Source organism: Dictyoglomus thermophilum H-6-12, from assembly GCF_000020965.1.
Taxonomy (GTDB): domain Bacteria; phylum Dictyoglomota; class Dictyoglomia; order Dictyoglomales; family Dictyoglomaceae; genus Dictyoglomus; species Dictyoglomus thermophilum.
Window position 1 is genome coordinate 1,111,658 of sequence record NC_011297.1, and the last position, 16,674, is coordinate 1,128,331.

The following is a 16,674-nucleotide window of genomic DNA, read 5'->3' on the forward strand; positions in this document are numbered from 1 at the left end:
GCCATGGTGAATTTGCTAAACCTTTACTTTTGGAGTTTATTGCATAAAGATATTTATCCTTACTTCCCACATAGATAGTGCCATCTTGTCCTATAGCTGGTGAGGACTCTAAATAATTTATGGTTTCAAACTCTCACTTTGAGAGTAAGAAAAACTAGCACTATTCAGAAAAGAAAACTTCCCCAAAAAGTAATTTGCTTTAATAATAGATGATTACAACTGTGAAATAAGAAAAGAGCAAAGATACCTGTAGCAAAATATTTGAGGATTTAGTGAATATTAGATCTAAAAAGCGTTCTTATAACTATAAGAGAAGGTGAGAAAAAAGATAACTCCTGAGACAGAAACTATATTTATAACTTAAATTTGACAGAGAGTATGTTCATACTCATAAGTCTCAACCTTTCACATAAAACTTTAAATAAGCAGAGCTAAACCTATATTTATAGTAATCTTTTCATTGTCAAAAACAAAGTCTCCAATTCTGTTTTTACCTACTAAAGTGGAATACTTGATATTTTTAATGCTCACAATATAAAAATATTGACAATTTGGGAGGAAAAAATGGGTAAAGTAGGAGGAGTCGAAATCCTAAGCAAAAAAGTAAGAAAGTACCTTGAAAGAAATAAAAGAAAAGATGAAGAAGTTCTATTTTGTATTGTAGGTCAGGGAAATCAGAGTATAATTGCCCTTGAGAAAAGGCTATTAATAATTAAGCCTGGTTTTTTGGCTGGTGCTACCTTTGGAGCTAAGGTTTCAAGTTTCTTCTATAAAGATATTACAGGAATTGAAGTCAATATGGGTTTTGTAACTGGTGTTATAGAAATTTCAACCCCAAGTTATGAAGCAACTAAGGAACGAAGTTGGTGGGGCACAAAGAACAATGATGACACAAGAGATATTTGGAAATTATCAAATTGCATTCCCATACTTAAAACTGATTTCCCAGTGTTCCAACCTTATTTGGATAAGTTAAGAGAATTAATAGAACAAGCAAAAAATCCCCAAGAAATAAAAACATCTACTCAGGATGACATTGCAACTCAGCTTGAGAAAATAGTAAACCTATATAAGTCTGGAATTCTTACTGAGGAAGAGTATCAAAAAGCAAAAAAGAAAATACTTGGAGAATGAAAGACTTAACTTGACAACGTTCTAATTTAATTCTCAAACCACATTTTTGAGGCTTTTATTTAGTTATAAATGATGAAAGGCTAGACCCATATCTCAAGGAGTTGATTCCGATATATGAAAAAACCTTATTTTTGATAATTTTAATTTTGCTTCTTATCAATATTAATTTTTCTTAGCATAAAATAGACTATTCTAAAGATTGGGGAACTCTCAGAAGAAGATATAGAAGATGTCTTAAACTTTGGCAGAATTTTGGCTTAATGGAAACATTTGCAAACTTTGTTTTTTGAGAAAAGTTTTCACACTATTTATGAGATTAGCGAAGAGTATCCTGGAAATTGTAATATGATCTGTATTTATACTCCATTCCTAAAAATAGTCGAAAGTAAGATGTTATTATGTACATACCAATAACGAGTTTCCTCAGAATTTTTCTGGTTATTTAAAGATTGAAAACAAAGTTATATATCCTATAAAGACTATAATTGTAGAATCCGAAGTTATTTACTCTTATTCAGATCAAGAACTGTACAGAACTTGTATTTCAAAATTAATAGAGCCCAGTTATTTAAATTTTCCCTATTTTTCGAATATTTACATTTTTTCTTCATTTAGTCTCCATTACAAATAGGAGTCATCAGAATATTCTTTCTAAATAAAATTAAAAATTTATTGTGTCATTTATAATTTGCCTAAATAAAAATGTGAGTTAAAATTTCTATACACAAAAACTATAAAAGCTTCTACCAATTCTTATTATCTCTGTCTATACAGTAGAACACTATAATCATTAGGATATATAATTAAAAGGGAAATTTATAAAAAATGTATTAGAACTAAAAACTTAAACAAAAATGTATAAGAATACACATAAACGCATAACAAGTGAAATTTGTAATGTCTTAAACATCTCCGGAGAATTAAAAGAGATTCTCTTAAAATCGGTAATAATTCCAGATGAACACAGAGAAAATATATTAGAATTCGGAAAAAACAAAGTATACTGGAGACACGAGAACCATCATAAAGTCAACAAAGAAAAGATCTTAGATTACCTGTGGAAGGCAAGAATATGTTTTTTAGCATCTGACTATAAGTCAGCCATGAGATATTTAGGTATAGTTCTACACTATATTCAAGATATCTGCATGTGTAGTGGAAGACTTCATAATGAAAGAGAAGAATTACTCAAAAATGTTTCTTTAAAGAATAAAAACCCTAAAGTCAAAGAGCTTAGAACATATAGCGACTTTGAAAGATTAATTTACTCTATCACTCCTAAAAGATCACCCACTTCAGTAATAAACAGTGCATATTACTACTCTTTAGTTATTACAAAAAACCTCCTTACAAAATACCCTCTACCCCAAGATCTAATTAATAAATATGGCGAAGTTAAGAAAGAATATGAGGAAAATAAAAAAATTTCCTTTGGCATGATGCTGATTTTTACTATTACATCTATTATTGTGAAAAACCTTATACCTTTAGCAATCAGTTTTATTTTGTTATATTTAATACTGTATCAACCCTACAAGAAATTAATAAATTTAGAAAAAGACATAAATTGGTTTGGAGAAAATTCAGAATAAATCTGGACAATCTACTCCTATAAGTCTTATCTTTTCAATTTTATTCCCAACTTGAGCCTCAAAAGTATCTCCATCAATTACTCTAATCACCTTTGCAGGAGTTAATTTTGGAACTTCTTGAGCAATAACAAGAGTTAAAAGAAGTAAGATTGATTTTTATTGTCCTGCCCATACTTCCCCCTCCATCTTTAGAGGAGTTTATACCCTAATTACAGCTCTTTTCCCTTCTTCAAGTACTACTTTTTTTATTAAGAGCAAGAATGAAAGTTTAAGTAGTAAATAACATGGATAAAAATAGTTTTCAGTGAGTCAGGTAGACAATTTTAAAAAAGAAAAGAGGGTTGAATTCATCAAAACTGGAATTTTACTATTATGGTGGGCGGAGCAGGATTTGAACCTGCGACCTCCTGCGTGTGAAGCAGGCGCTCTAACCACTGAGCCATCCGCCCACCTTGATGAGCCTTCTCTATATAAAAAAATTTGGTGGGCCCGCCAGGATTCGAACCTAGAACCAACCGGTTATGAGCCGGCTGCTCTGCCGTTGAGCTACGGGCCCAACCATCGAGAAAAATTATAATATATTCTTAGCTAAAATTCAAGTGCTATATAGACAAACTTGTTGGGGGGAGTGGTAAAGAACCATCTCCCCCATTTTAAAACTCTAAATCTTCGGAAGCTCTTTTAAAGCCTCTTCAACCTTATCTTTTGGATAGAAATAGTCTTCAAGTTTTCCAGAGAGATACTGATCATAAGCAGAAAGATCAAAAAATCCATGTCCACTTAGATTAAATAGTATTACCCTCTTTTCTCCTTTTTCCTTTGCATCCAAAGCTTCATCTATAGCAGCCCTAATAGCATGAGTAGATTCTGGTGCAGGTACAATACCCTCAGTTCTTGCAAATATAACTCCTGCCTCAAATACTTTTGTTTGAGGATAAGCTACAGCTTCAATATATCCGTTATGATATAAAGCACTTACAAGGGGAGCCATACCATGATAACGAAGTCCCCCTGCATGTATAGCAGGAGGTATAAAATTATGCCCTAAAGTGTACATCTTAAGGAGAGGAGTCATCTTTGCTACATCCCCATAATCGTAAGTATAAACTCCTTTAGTCAAAGATGGGCAAGATTCTGGCTCTACAGCAACAACCCTTATCTTTTTGCCCTTAAACTTTTCTCTTATAAAAGGAAAAGAGAGTCCTGCAAAATTACTTCCTCCACCAACACATCCTATAACCACATCAGGAAACTCTCCTGCCATTTCCATTTGTAATAAAGCCTCTTCACCTATTACTGTCTGGTGCAACAAAACATGATTCAAAACACTACCAAGAGAATATTTTGTGTCATCCCTTTTAACTGCATCCTCCACTGCCTCACTGATGGCAACTCCTAAAGAACCTGGAGATTCAGGATCCTGTTCTAATATTTTTTTTCCAGCTTCAGTATCGGGACTTGGGCTTGGTACTACCTTAGCTCCCCAAATCTCCATTAAAGACCTTCTGTATGGTTTTTGATAATAACTCACCTTAACCATATAAACTTTACATTCCAGCTTAAAGAAATTACAAGCCATAGCAAGAGCTGAACCCCACTGCCCCGCTCCCGTTTCTGTAGTTAATCTTTTTACCCCCTCAAGTTTATTGTAAAAGGCTTGAGCTACAGCAGTATTTGGCTTATGACTTCCTGGAGGACTTACTCCTTCATATTTATAATATATATGAGCTGGGGTATCCAGATACTTCTCAAGATTGACAGCTCTAAATAAAGGTGTTGGTCTCCACAGCTTATATATCTTTCTCACTTCTTCTGGAATTTCAATATATCTCTCTGTACTTACCTCTTGTTTTATGAGTTCCATAGGGAAAATAGGAGCAAGATCTTCAGGACTTACAGGTTGCAAAGTAACAGGGTGATAAACCGGGGGAAGCGGAAAAGGTAGATCAGGAATAATATTGTACCAGTCCTTTGGTATCTTGGATTCATCAAGGAGAAACTTAACCTGCGACATCATTATACCTCCCTATATAAAAATTTAAGCCTTCCCATCCTTTAAAGGACGAGAAGGCTTATTCTCGTGGTACCACCTTAATGAGGTCTGAAAAGACCTCACTTTCTGCCCTATAACGGAAGCAGAACCGTCTCGGCTACTTATATATTTCGCCTCAAGGCTCCGGGGCCCATTCACCACAGCCAGGATAGTTAGCTTTCAGCCTAAGGCTAACCTCTCTGAGATCCTGGTTCTTGTGGCTACTCTTCCCTTCTTCGCCTTTAACAAATCTTTAACTTTTTTGATATTATACTACAAGATTTTAAAAGTGGATATACTATTGATAATTTTAAAACCATATGTTATTTTTATACCAAAGAAGTATAAATTGGGGTGAATAGGATGAAAAAAATTATAGAAACCATAATTGCGGATTATAAAGCTGTCTTTGAAAAAGATCCAGCAGCAAGAAATTTTTTAGAAGTGATATTATGTTATCCTGGGTTTCACGCTATTCTTTTACATCGTATTGCTCACTTCTTATGGAATCTAAGAATTCCGGTAATTCCAAGACTTATTTCTCATTTAAATAGATTTTTAACAGGTATAGAGATACATCCTGGGGCTAAAATAGGTAAAGGATTTTTTATAGACCATGGTATGGGAGTAGTAATAGGTGAAACCACAGAAATAGGCGATAATGTGTTGATTTATCAGGGAGTTACCCTCGGAGGCACTGGAAAAGAAAAGGGAAAAAGACATCCAACCATAGGAAACAATGTGGTTATAGGAGCTGGGGCAAAGGTACTAGGTCCTATTACTATAGGTGATAATACAAGAATCGGTGCAGGTTCAGTAGTATTAAAATCAGTACCTCCTAATTGTACTGTAGTAGGTGTTCCTGGAAGGATTGTATCTCAAGAAGGTAAAAAATTAACTCCAAAAGAAATGCTCGAGCATGGTAATGTTCCGGATCCAGAGTTAAAACTAATAGAAGAGTTAAACAAAAGAATAGAAAATCTTGAGCAAAGAATAGATTATTTAGAAAATCTCATCAAAGAAAAATTGAGAGATATGTGATATAATTTTAAAAAAATTAGATATTGAGGTTCCCGGGGGAGCCTCTGATCCGAGGCTGAGAGGGTAGCAGGAGCTACCGACCCTTTGAACCTGATCTGGGTAATGCCAGCGTAGGGAAGGGATTAAAAAAATTTAAGGTTCCCTCCTTATAGCTGGCAGGGAACCTTAAATTTTTTTAGAGGAGGTGCCTATAAGATGCAAAAAAGATCTATAAGAATGCTTACAGAAGGTGCCCTGAGTATTGCCTTATCCCTTTTACTTTGGTATCTAAGAATCGGTGCCATGCCCCAAGGAGGAAGTATAAGCTTACAGATGCTTCCCTTATTTGTCTTTGCTCTAAGATGGGGAGCGATTCCTGGTATACTTGTAGGACTCACTTATGGCGTAATCCACTCTTTACAAGACATGTATGTAGTACATTGGCTTCAATACCTACTTGATTACCCAATAGCTTTTGGTTTGATTGGACTTTCTGGAGTAGTAAAAAATATAAAAATATCCAAAATTATTACATATATTATTGCTATAGTTTTTCTCTTAGGAACCATAGGTTTTGTAATAAATATATCCTCGGAACTTCCACAAGCCCAAAAAACCCTTGAAGATCTAAAAGTAAAATTACAAACTGCCACAGGAGAGGACAAAACCAAAATAGAAGAAGATATTAAAGATCTAGAATTTAAACTTAAATGGTATCCAGTATCAAGGATCGTCTTGATAATAGCAGGTATATTAGGAACCGTTCTACTTATATATGGAGGATATATTAGAAAAACTCAAGAACCAATAGAGCTTGGTGTATTCATTGGAGGCTTAGGAAGGCTTTTTGCTCATTTCCTATCTGGAGTAATCTTCTTTTCCCAGTATGCTCCCCCAGGAACTCCAGCATGGATCTACTCTCTTATCTACAATCTTTTTGTGGTAGTACCCAGTACTTTCGTGTGTCTTCCCTTTGTCTTAATAATTGTACAAAGGTTAAAAGAAAATGAATAACAACATTGGAAAAATACTTATCTTTGTAAATGGAGAAAGTCAAATAACTGATTTTGAGCTTGAGGAAATCCTCCCAGTAGACAAGGTAATATGTGCCAACGGAGGAACTAAGATTGCTCTAAAACTTGGAATATTTCCCGATATTATTGTAGGAGATTTAGATTCAATCACAGAAGATATTGAGAAAAGACTTACCAAACACAAAGTAGAGTGGAAAATTTATCCTACTGATAAAGATGAAACTGATTTAGAACTTGCAGTAAAAGAAGCAGTAAAATTTAAGCCTAATTCAATATACTTTGTAGGGCTTTTAGGAGGGCGTATAGATCATACCCTCGCAAACATATTTTTTCTTGAACGATTAAAAGATTTAAATATAGAACCATACGTTGTTGATAGGAAATTAAGAATTTATATTATGAAGGGAGAAGAGGAAAAAGTTATTTGGGGGAATAAGGGAGACACTCTCTCCCTTATTCCTCTATCAGATGTGGTAGAGGGAATCTATTTAGAAGGCTTAAAATATGGTCTTAATTACGAACCTCTTTATAGAAATCTTACTCGTGGCATAAGTAATATGTTTATTAGTTACCAAGCTAAAATTAGTATACAAAAAGGAACCTTATTAGTAATACATCTATACCAAACCTAATTTTTGTGTTAAAATTAAGAATTGTTGAGTTTACTTTTTATTTTTTAAATAATCTTAAACAAAAAGGTAAAAATTATGGCTGAAAAAAACAAGATTATCTTAGTTGGTTTAGAGAGAGAGATGGAGAGTTCCTACCTAGATTACGCCATGAGCGTAATTGTGGGTAGGGCTTTGCCCGATGCAAGGGACGGTTTAAAACCTGTACAAAGAAGAATCATATACTCAATGTATGAGTCAGGAATACTTCATAACAGACCCTATAGAAAAAGTGCTCACGTTGTAGGTAATGTATTAGGAAGATATCATCCTCATGGAGACGCAGCAGTTTACGAAGCTCTAGTAAGAATGGCCCAGGATTTCTCCTTTAGATATCCCCTTATAGACGGTCATGGTAACTTTGGTTCCATAGATGGAGACGAACCTGCAGCAATGAGGTATACTGAAGTAAGGCTATCTCCAATAGCCTCTGAACTAATAGCAGATATAGAAAAAGATGTAGTTGATTTTATACCCAACTATGACAACTCTTTAAAAGAGCCTGTAGTACTTCCCACCAAAATACCTCAACTTTTAATGAATGGATCTTCGGGAATTGCCGTAGGAATGGCAACAAATATCCCGCCACACAATTTAGGGGAATTGATAGATGCTCTTTTATATCTCATAGAAAAACCTGAGGCAGAAATAGAAGAACTTCTTAACTTCATAAAAGGGCCTGATTTCCCTACTGGTGGAACAATAATTGGTACTAAAGGAATCAGGGAAAGTTATTTAACAGGTAAAGGAAAATTAATAGTAAGAGGAAAAATAGCAATTGAGGAAACCAAAAAGGGTGATAAAAATATAATAATCAAAGAAATACCATATATGGTAAACAAATCAAACCTGCTTACTCAGATAGCAGAATTAGTCCAAGAAAGGAAGATAACTGGAATAAAAGATCTAAGAGACGAATCTGACAGACATGGAATAAGAGTTGTTATTGAACTCAAGAAGGACGTTGATCCCCAAATTGTTATAAATCAGCTATACAAACATACCCAACTTCAAACAACTTTTGGAGTTATAATGCTTGCCATATTAGATGGACAACCAAAAGTATTCAACTTAAAAGAACTACTCAATATATTCCTTGAGCATAGGAAAAATGTAGTTACAAGAAGAACTAAGTATGACTTAGAAAAAGCAAGAGCAAGAGCTCATATATTAGAAGGTCTACTCATAGCTCTTGACCACCTTGATGAAGTAATTGCCATTATTAGGCAGTCAGAAAATGCAGAAAAAGCAAGAGAAAAATTAATGCTTAAATTTAAGTTAACCCAAATTCAAGCTCAAGCAATATTAGATATGAGATTGCATCAACTCACAAGACTTGAGAAAGAAAAACTATTAGAAGAGATGAACCAAATAAAAGAAAATATTGCACAACTTGAAAAGATATTAAAAGATGAAAAGGAACTTTGGCGTGTTATTTCTGAAGAGCTAAAAGAGATAAAAAGAAAATATGCAGATGAAAGAAAAACTCTAATTGAGGAAGAAGAAAAAAGTGATATTACTATTGAAGATATACTTCCTGACAATCCCGAGGTAGTATGTATAACTCAAGATAGTTATATAAAGAGACTTCCTTTATCTACATATCAGTTGCAAAGAAGAGGAGGAAAAGGCTTAAACACTCTTGCCAATAATAATGATGATGTAATAACTTCCTTTGTAGTAACATCTACAAGAAGTACGCTTTTCCTATTTAGCAACAAAGGTAAAGTCTACGCTCTAAAGACTTACGAATTAGATGAAACCTCAAGACAAAGTAAAGGTGTACCTATAAAAGAATATCTAAATATAGATAACGATGAAAAGATAACAGAAATTATATCTGTTAATGAATTTCCTAAGAATCTTTATTTCTTCTTTGTAACCTCCAAAGGAATTGTCAAAAAGACTAGTATAGAAGAATTTGAAAATGTAAGAAAATCAGGAATATATGCTATAAAGCTTGGAGAAGAAGATTACTTAGTAAATGTATTTCTTACCTCAGGAAATGATGAGATAATGATATTCACTAAAAAAGGTAATGCCATAAGATTCCACGAAAAAGATGTAAGAGAGATGGGTAGAATAGCTCAAGGAGTTATAGGTATAAAACTAAGAAAAGATGACTCTGTAATAGGAGGGGTAATATTCAAAGAGTCTAAACAAATAGTACTCGTAACCACATATGGAATTGGAAAAAGAGTTAACCCTAATGAGTTTTCAGTACAAAAAAGAGGTGGTATGGGAGTAAGAGCAATAAAAATAACCCCTAAAACAGGAGATCTTGTAGGAGTTAAAAATGTGTCAGAAAATGATGAAATACTAATAAGTACAAAAAGGGGTCAAATCATAAGAATTCCTGTTAATAATATTCCTATACTCTCAAGAAATTCTCAAGGAGTAAAACTAGTTAAGCTAAACGAAGATGATTATGTAGTTAGTATAGATTTAGTGGAGAATGAAGCATGAAAAACTATGAGCTTTTAGATCATACTGCAGATATAGGGATAATAGTATATGGAGAAACAAAAGAAAAAGCCTTTGAGGCAGCCGCTGAGGCAATGTTCGACCTTATGTGTCCTTTAGAAAAAATTCAAGAAAAGGAAAGTTTCGATATTGAAGTAGACGGAGAAGATTTGGAATCCCTATTAGTAACATGGCTAAATGAACTCCTATATGTGTTTGAGGTTCAAAAACTTTTGTTTAAAAGATTTGAAGTAACTCTTATTGGAAACAATCAACTCATAAGTCACTGTTATGGGGAAAAATTTGATCCTAAAAAACACGAGATAACAAGAGAAATAAAAGCAGTAACTTATAATCTTCTCAAAATAGAACAAAGAGAAGACAAATGGATAATACAGGTGGTATTTGACATATAGCCATGGGAAATTTAATCATAGGTGAATCTCAATCTGGAAAAACTACCTTTTTAAAGGTGCTCTCAAAGGGGAAAGCCCATTTAAAATTCTCCGATGTTAACGTATGCGCTGTCCCTAAAGAGGACTACAGGTTAATTCAACTTTGGAAAACTTTTAATAGTAAAGCTATTAATTTTATAAACATAGACTTTGTTGATCTTCCTGGAAATACTAAACTGTCCTCTCTTACTCCACAGCTGTATGAAAGAATTCAAAAATCTGAGATACTCTTTCATGTTATACCCCTTTTTAAGGGAGATGTGGATATAGAAGAATATATAAATAATGAACAAAGCGAGATGATATTAAGAGACCTTGAGATATGCGAAAGATTATTAAAAAATAAAAAACTTAGTATGGCAGAAAAGAGTGTGTTAGAAAAAATACAGAAAAATCTTTTAGAGGAAAAACCTTTAAATAAAGTCGATTTTAGAGAAGACGAACTAAAGATTATATCTTCTTGGAATTTTATATCTACAAAATCAATCTTCTATGTTGTAAACGTTTCTAATGACCAGTTAGAAGACAGTAACTTAATAAAAGAAATAAAAAATAAGCTGGAAGACAAAATATATTTCATATTTCCTGCCCAATTAGAAGAAGAAATTATAGACCTTTCCGAAGAAGAGTCTAAAGAATATTTGTCTATTTATGGTATTGAAAATTCAGTGAGAAACCAAGTTCTTGATAAGATTTTTGAATATAATAATCTAATTTCCTTCTTTACTGCAGGAGAAAAGGATGCAAGAGCTTGGAAATTGAAAAAAGGAAGCACTGCTTTAGAGGCTGCTGGAGTTATCCACTCAGATATAGCGAGAGGATTCATAAGAGCGGAAGTAATAAGATGGGATGAGCTTGTACAGATAGGAGATTGGAAAAAAGCCTACCAAGAAGGAAGAGTAAGAATTGAAAAGAAAGATTATATTGTTCAAGATGGAGATGTAATCTACATCAGATTCCACGTATAAATTATTTAATTTTCTCCTCTTCTTTTAAAAAGTCCGCAAGAGTATATTTAGCCAAAGTTTCTTTTAAGCTTTTTGTCATTTCTATCCATAAAGGCCTTGTAGGACAACTTGGCATTCTTTTACACTTTACCCCATGAAGGCAGTCCACAAGATTAATTCTACCCTCAAGAGCCTCTACAACATCAAGTATTCTAATATTTTCAGGAGATATATTTAAATAATATCCTCCTTCTGCCCCTACCTCTGCCCTAACATAATTTTTTTGAGAAAGAATACGCATAATCCTCTCTAAATATCTTAAGGGTATTTCTTCTGCTTCTGCTATCTTTCTAACACTCACCGGACTATCCTCTTTTTGATTCTTAGCAATATAGATTAGAGCTCTCAAACCATATCTTGATCTTGTTGACAATTTCATTTTCTTCTACACCTCTTAATTCATACTTTTTTAGACTTATTTTACATTTATATACTAAAAAAGTCAAATTATTAAGCTTTTTGTAAAATCTTCTTTAACCAGGCAATAGACTTATTAGCATAGATCTCATGCCCTCCATCAAAAAACTCCCAATCCAGATTTTCAGGAACTCCTAAAAACTCATAAACAGCTCTGACTTTTTCACAAGCTTTAATAGTACTTTCTATAGGAAAAATAGGATCTTTTTTCCCATGCTCAATAAATAAAAATCTTGGAGCAATAAGAGAGGCTATATCATACATCTCTCCATAATTTAAAACTCCCGGAACATAGTTACATTCACAGTGATGTATAGATAAAATACTATCCTTAAAAGTATTCAAATATCCACTGATTACTGTAGCCTTTATTCTATCATCTATAGCTGACGCAAATAATGCTGTTGTTCCTCCACCAGAAATCCCATAAATCCCGATAGCTTCTTTTTTTATCTCAAAATTTTCTAGAAAAAGATCTATAGTCCTTATGACATCCCAAACCCTTAACCCTATTAAAGTCTTACCTTGCATCAAAGCCCAAAAAGCATAACTTCTACAAGAGCTTTTATCTTCCCTTTCCTCTATATCTTTCTTCTCCCTTCTTTCTCCAAATCCAAGCTGTTCTATAACAAAGGTCAAAAAACCATTTTGAGCAAGGATGAGTCCAAAATTTTTCATATAAGAAGAGGAAGATCCAAAAACTGCATCCTTTGCTCCAATTCCATGCCCAGGTACAGCTATAACAAAAGGAGCAGGAAAGTCTACATTGGGAGTTAGCAAATAACCTATTACTTCTATATCTTCTGAGGAGTTAAACTTTATTTTCTCAATGGAAATATCCTTAAAGCTTTTCTTTTCAAGAATTTTTAAATCAAAATCAGACTTCTCAGGAAAATCCCCTAAAATGTTAATCAAGTCCCTTCTAAAATTTACTCTCCAATCCTCCCATTCCTCAAAAGTCCTCGCTTTGAACTCATATTTTCTTTCCTTCTCATAGAGTTTCAAGAAATATTTGAAATCCATAAAAGCCCTCCTGAGAAAATATTAACAACTTAGATGATTTATTATAAACTAATTAGAACTAAACTTACATCAGAGGTGTGGAAATTGAGATTCATAGCAGATTTTCATATACATTCAAGATATAGTAGGGCCACAAGTAAAGATATGAACTTAGAAGGGCTTTCAAAATGGGCAAAGATAAAAGGTATTTCCCTTCTTGGAACTGGAGATTTTACTCATCCCTTATGGTTTCAAGAATTAAAAGAAAATCTAAAAGAAGAAAATTATGGAATTTACTCTTATAACCATACCTACTTTATATTAACTTCTGAAATAAGTTTTATATATTCTCAAAACAAAAAGCTAAGGAGAATTCACTTAATAATCTTTGCTCCAAGCTTAGAGATTGCATTTAAAATTAATAAGATCTTAGGCAAATTTTCTGATCTTTCTGTGGACGGAAGACCTACTATCGGAAAATCAATGTTAGAAGTTTTACCACTACTTTGGGAGATCTCTGAGGATATTCATATCATTCCAGCCCATGCCTGGACTCCTTGGTTCTCTCTCTTTGGTTCTAATTCAGGATTTGACTCTATTGAAGAGGCTTTTGGAGAATATACTGATAAAATCTTTGCCATTGAAACAGGCTTAAGTAGTGACCCTCCTATGAATTGGAGATTAAGCTCCCTTGATAAGATATCTCTTATTTCGAATTCTGACGCTCATTCACCAAGCAAAATTGGGCGAGAGGCAAATATGTTTGACTGTAACATGAATTATAAAGAGATCTTTGATGCCATAAAAAGCCAAGATAAAAACAGGTTTTTGTTCACTATTGAGTTTTTTCCTGAAGAAGGTAAATACCATTATGATGGACATAGGAACTGTAATATATCCTTACATCCAAAAGAAAGTATAAAACTAAAAAACATATGTCCAGTATGCAAGAAAACTCTCACCATAGGAGTACTACATAGAATAGAGATTCTTGCAGACAGAGAGGAAGGATTTACACCTCCCAATAGAATTCCTTATGTTAACTTAGTCCCCTTGGAAGAAATCATAGCTCAAGCTATAAATAAAGATCCATCTTCCCCATATGTTCAGAAGGAATACATGAGATTAATAGAAAATCTTGGCGATGAATTGAGTATCCTTCTTTATAGAGATATTTCAGATATTGCTAAAGTATCAGAAAGGGTAGCTATGGGTATAAAACTCATGAGAGATAAAAAAATCTCTATAAAACCAGGATATGATGGAGTATATGGAAAAATAGAAATATTTAATAATGAGGAAAGACAAATTTCCCTCTTCTAAAACTAAATCCTAAAAAGATCAAGAATCTTATCTTTAAGAGTAGTACCAGGAACAAGATTTTTAAATTCTTCTATTGCTTTATCAAAACCTATATCATACCCTTTCTTTTGGCTCTCAAGCCACTTATGATCTGATATATAAACATATAAGTCCGCTTCTGTTCTTCCTGGGAAAGCTTCAAGGAGTTTTTCTTTTCTAATCTTTTCCACAATTGGTAGATATATATTTTTATACCAATCTCTTGCAGCCTCTTTAATACCAACTTCCTCTCCCCTCTTCTCACTCATATAATACTTATGTTCTAAAATTTGATTAAGAAGCTTTCTGTACTGCCCTATCTCTGTAAGAACTATACCTTTTAAACCTGTTATTAATTCAAAGTCTGATCTCTCACGATACAATATATTCTCCATGTTGGTCTCTGCAGGAATATATTCTATTACATGAGCATCTATCTCTTTTTGCCCTAACTTTTTCGCCACAGCCACCCTGTGGTTTCCATCAACCACATAATACTCATCTTTTATTTTGTAAACCTCAATTGGAGGAAGAATTTTTCCTCTTAATATAGCATTTTCAAGCTCTTGCAATCTACTTTTTGAACTTCCCTTTAATGGCCTGAACTCCTCGTCAAAATCTCTATATCTTCCCACACTTCCCACAATTTTATCAACCTCAATGGTTTGATAACCAAGATCTCTCCAACCTATGAAATTTTCCTCTTTTAACTTTTCATCAAAACTTTTTAAATGTCTTTTTCTAAATATTCCTCTAAAAAATCTCATTCTTCAAGCTCCAATAATATTATTCCAGAGCAATTTATAACCTTAGTTTTTCCAACTTCGGTGATTCTTTTGGAATTATAAACGTAATTCATATGAGTATGACCGTGCAAAAAATATTTTGGTTGGTATTTCATAATTAATTGAAGAAAAGCCTTAAAACCTCTGTGTGCAAAATCTCCTGTTTCATGAATTCCAGCAGGGGGAGAATGAGCAACTACGATATCTACGCCTTTCCTCAGTTTAAAATAAAGCCTTCTTATCCTTTTCTCCATCTCCTTTTCTGTAAATTGAAATCTACCCTCACTATACCTAATAGAACCTCCAAGCCCTAAAATTCTCTTACCTTTAAATTCAACTAATCTCCCATCAATATTTTCACAACCCTCAGGAGCACGTTTTAAGTAAATCTCATCGTGATTTCCATGGACATAAAAAACAGGGACATTAAGCATAGTAGCAATATAGGTCAAGAGCTCGGGCATAACATCCCCGCAAGATATTACCCCCTCCACCCCTCTATATGGGCTTATATCAAATCTTTCGTAAAAATTAGGAGATTCTATATCTGCAAGGGCTAAAATCTTCAACTCAAAGCTTGACCAATTCTTAACTTTAATTCGTTTATATAACCTATAGAGAAAGGATCTTTATCAGCAAGATATGCAAGATAAACGGTAGCAAAATCTCCAAGATAAGTAAGAGAGAAAAATTGAGTTAATGGATTATTCCCTTCTGCTTGCCAAAGAAAGATGGGAACACCTCTTGCTGAGATCTTCTCCTGCATAAATTCAACCCTTATCTTCATTTCTCCTTCAAGGGATGTGTAAAGAAAGATTAAAGTTAATGGTTTTATCACATCATCTACAGCTTCCCAGGCCATAATCTCATTATGGTTTAGTTCAGGGAAGAAGTGATAAAAGGCAGGATATTTAGAATTCTCATTTATTTGACATTTCCATCTGTAGGCAGCAACCTTCCATTTTTCCTCAACAGCATAAATGACAGGAATGTGTTTGAACATCATTTTAGCAACTTTTTTAGCCACATTCTGTTCTGTAGGAACTTCAATTTTAAATTCTTCTCTCTTTTTCTTCAAATATGAAACTGTTTCTTCTATATCCTTTCTCTTAGGAGAAATAAGACCTAATCTCTCAAGGATTGCAAAAGAGGGAATAGTTACATATCCAATAGCTGCCCTTGGAGCCATACCTCCAGGTATTTCCACTAAAGTAAGATTCTTTTCTTTTGCAAACTCTTTTAATACCCCACCACTAGTTACGGCAACAACTGATGCACCTCTACTATAAGAAAGCTTTGCTGAATTTACAGTCTCTACTGTATGTCCCGAGTAACTAACAGCAAAAACCAATGTTCTCTCATCAACCCAATTAGGTAAATCATAGTCTCTATTTACAAAAACAGGAAATTTTGCCTCTTTAAAGAGTACGCTTTGTAAAACATCTCCCCCTATTGCAGATCCACCCATTCCAAGTACAAGAACTTTGTCAATTTTGTCAGATATATTCTTAATTTCTGCCTTGTAAGCAACTTCAGCTGCCTTCTCAATTTGTTCAGGTAAATTATAAACAGCAGAGTACATATCTTTTGGATCTAATTTCTTAACTTCCTCAATCTGATCTAATTTTTCTACCATCTCTGATCCTCCCTAAAAGTATTTTATTTATCAAGATATTTTATCTTATAATTAAAGCATTGACAATAATTTACTAGCTTGTATACTT

At 33.5% G+C, this 16,674-nt stretch carries 15 protein-coding genes, 2 tRNA genes, 1 riboswitch and 1 other annotated feature; of the genes, 9 read left to right on the plus strand and 8 right to left on the minus strand.

The annotated features are described in order from the left end of the window. The first annotated feature begins 564 nt into the window (after positions 1-564). Together DICTH_RS05530 and DICTH_RS05535 are read left to right on the plus strand one after the other, a co-directional pair. Complete coding sequence (locus tag DICTH_RS05530) at positions 565-1,134, plus strand: SHOCT domain-containing protein (protein WP_012548381.1); 570 nt, start codon at positions 565-567, stop codon at positions 1,132-1,134. A gap of 854 nt (positions 1,135-1,988) precedes the next feature. After that, on the plus strand, positions 1,989-2,726 hold the full coding sequence (locus DICTH_RS05535; RefSeq protein WP_041723242.1) for a phospholipase C/P1 nuclease family protein: 738 nt from the start codon (positions 1,989-1,991) through the stop codon (positions 2,724-2,726). A 373-nt stretch (positions 2,727-3,099) separates the two neighbouring features. On the opposite strand, the gene DICTH_RS05540 is transcribed toward DICTH_RS05535, so the two are convergent. The 3 genes from DICTH_RS05540 to DICTH_RS05550 form a co-directional block, all read right to left on the minus strand. Continuing rightward, positions 3,100-3,175: transfer RNA gene (locus DICTH_RS05540), tRNA-Val, on the minus strand. 32 nt (positions 3,176-3,207) lie between these two features. Beyond that, positions 3,208-3,282, minus strand: a tRNA-Ile gene (locus tag DICTH_RS05545). A 105-nt stretch (positions 3,283-3,387) separates the two neighbouring features. Further along, entirely contained in the window at positions 3,388-4,740 is a 1,353-nt protein-coding gene (locus DICTH_RS05550; protein ID WP_041723244.1) for a TrpB-like pyridoxal phosphate-dependent enzyme, read from the minus strand. Between the two features lie 41 nt (positions 4,741-4,781). Then, positions 4,782-5,004 (minus strand) — a binding site (T-box leader). Positions 5,005-5,130: 126 nt separating this feature from the next. On the opposite strand from DICTH_RS05550, the gene cysE reads away from it, so the two are divergent. From cysE to DICTH_RS05580, 6 genes are all read left to right on the plus strand, one after another. Then, the gene (gene cysE / locus DICTH_RS05555) at positions 5,131-5,799 is read left to right on the plus strand and encodes a serine O-acetyltransferase (RefSeq protein WP_041723553.1); all 669 of its coding nucleotides are present in this window, start codon (positions 5,131-5,133) and stop codon (positions 5,797-5,799) included. Positions 5,800-5,823: 24 nt separating this feature from the next. Continuing rightward, a riboswitch (TPP riboswitch) is annotated at positions 5,824-5,933 on the plus strand. Between the two features lie 61 nt (positions 5,934-5,994). Next, a complete protein-coding gene (locus tag DICTH_RS05560; RefSeq protein WP_012548690.1) occupies positions 5,995-6,792 on the plus strand; it encodes an energy-coupled thiamine transporter ThiT in 798 nt (265 codons plus the stop codon). Further along, on the plus strand, positions 6,785-7,444 hold the full coding sequence (locus DICTH_RS05565) for a thiamine diphosphokinase (RefSeq protein WP_012547080.1): 660 nt from the start codon (positions 6,785-6,787) through the stop codon (positions 7,442-7,444). The genes DICTH_RS05560 and DICTH_RS05565 overlap by 8 nt, the downstream gene beginning before the upstream one ends. Before the next feature lie 75 nt (positions 7,445-7,519). Further along, positions 7,520-9,946, plus strand: a complete 2,427-nt coding sequence (gene gyrA / locus DICTH_RS05570; protein ID WP_012548447.1) for a DNA gyrase subunit A — start codon at positions 7,520-7,522, stop codon at positions 9,944-9,946. Continuing rightward, positions 9,943-10,359 carry an archease gene (locus DICTH_RS05575; RefSeq protein WP_012547651.1) on the plus strand — a complete coding sequence of 139 codons (417 nt, stop codon included), beginning with the start codon at positions 9,943-9,945 and terminating at the stop codon, positions 10,357-10,359. Before gyrA ends, DICTH_RS05575 begins: the two co-directional genes overlap by 4 nt. 2 nt (positions 10,360-10,361) lie before the next feature. Further along, a complete protein-coding gene (locus DICTH_RS05580; protein ID WP_012547349.1) occupies positions 10,362-11,366 on the plus strand; it encodes a DUF933 domain-containing protein in 1,005 nt (334 codons plus the stop codon). Between the two features lies 1 nt (position 11,367). Here the strand turns inward: DICTH_RS05580 and DICTH_RS05585 are convergent, their stop codons facing one another. Together DICTH_RS05585 and DICTH_RS05590 are read right to left on the minus strand one after the other, a co-directional pair. Then, complete coding sequence (locus DICTH_RS05585; protein ID WP_012547393.1) at positions 11,368-11,784, minus strand: RrF2 family transcriptional regulator; 417 nt, start codon at positions 11,782-11,784, stop codon at positions 11,368-11,370. Between the two features lie 71 nt (positions 11,785-11,855). After that, positions 11,856-12,845, minus strand: coding sequence for an alpha/beta hydrolase family protein (locus DICTH_RS05590; RefSeq protein ID WP_012547102.1), 990 nt, complete (start codon positions 12,843-12,845; stop codon positions 11,856-11,858). An 84-nt stretch (positions 12,846-12,929) separates the two neighbouring features. Between DICTH_RS05590 and DICTH_RS05595 the strand changes: the two genes are divergently transcribed. Continuing rightward, a complete protein-coding gene (locus tag DICTH_RS05595) occupies positions 12,930-14,147 on the plus strand; it encodes an endonuclease Q family protein (protein WP_012548172.1) in 1,218 nt (405 codons plus the stop codon). 2 nt (positions 14,148-14,149) lie between these two features. Here DICTH_RS05595 and DICTH_RS05600 read toward each other — a convergent pair whose 3' ends face one another. From DICTH_RS05600 to DICTH_RS05610, 3 genes are read right to left on the minus strand one after another with little or no spacing between them, the layout of a single operon-like run. After that, on the minus strand, positions 14,150-14,932 hold the full coding sequence (locus DICTH_RS05600; RefSeq protein WP_012547754.1) for a DUF4032 domain-containing protein: 783 nt from the start codon (positions 14,930-14,932) through the stop codon (positions 14,150-14,152). After that, complete coding sequence (locus tag DICTH_RS05605) at positions 14,929-15,519, minus strand: metallophosphoesterase family protein (protein WP_012547891.1); 591 nt, start codon at positions 15,517-15,519, stop codon at positions 14,929-14,931. Before DICTH_RS05605 ends, DICTH_RS05600 begins: the two co-directional genes overlap by 4 nt. Continuing rightward, complete coding sequence (locus DICTH_RS05610; RefSeq protein WP_012547991.1) at positions 15,516-16,586, minus strand: bifunctional phosphoglucose/phosphomannose isomerase; 1,071 nt, start codon at positions 16,584-16,586, stop codon at positions 15,516-15,518. The genes DICTH_RS05605 and DICTH_RS05610 overlap by 4 nt, the downstream gene beginning before the upstream one ends. Positions 16,587-16,674 lie beyond the last annotated feature (88 nt).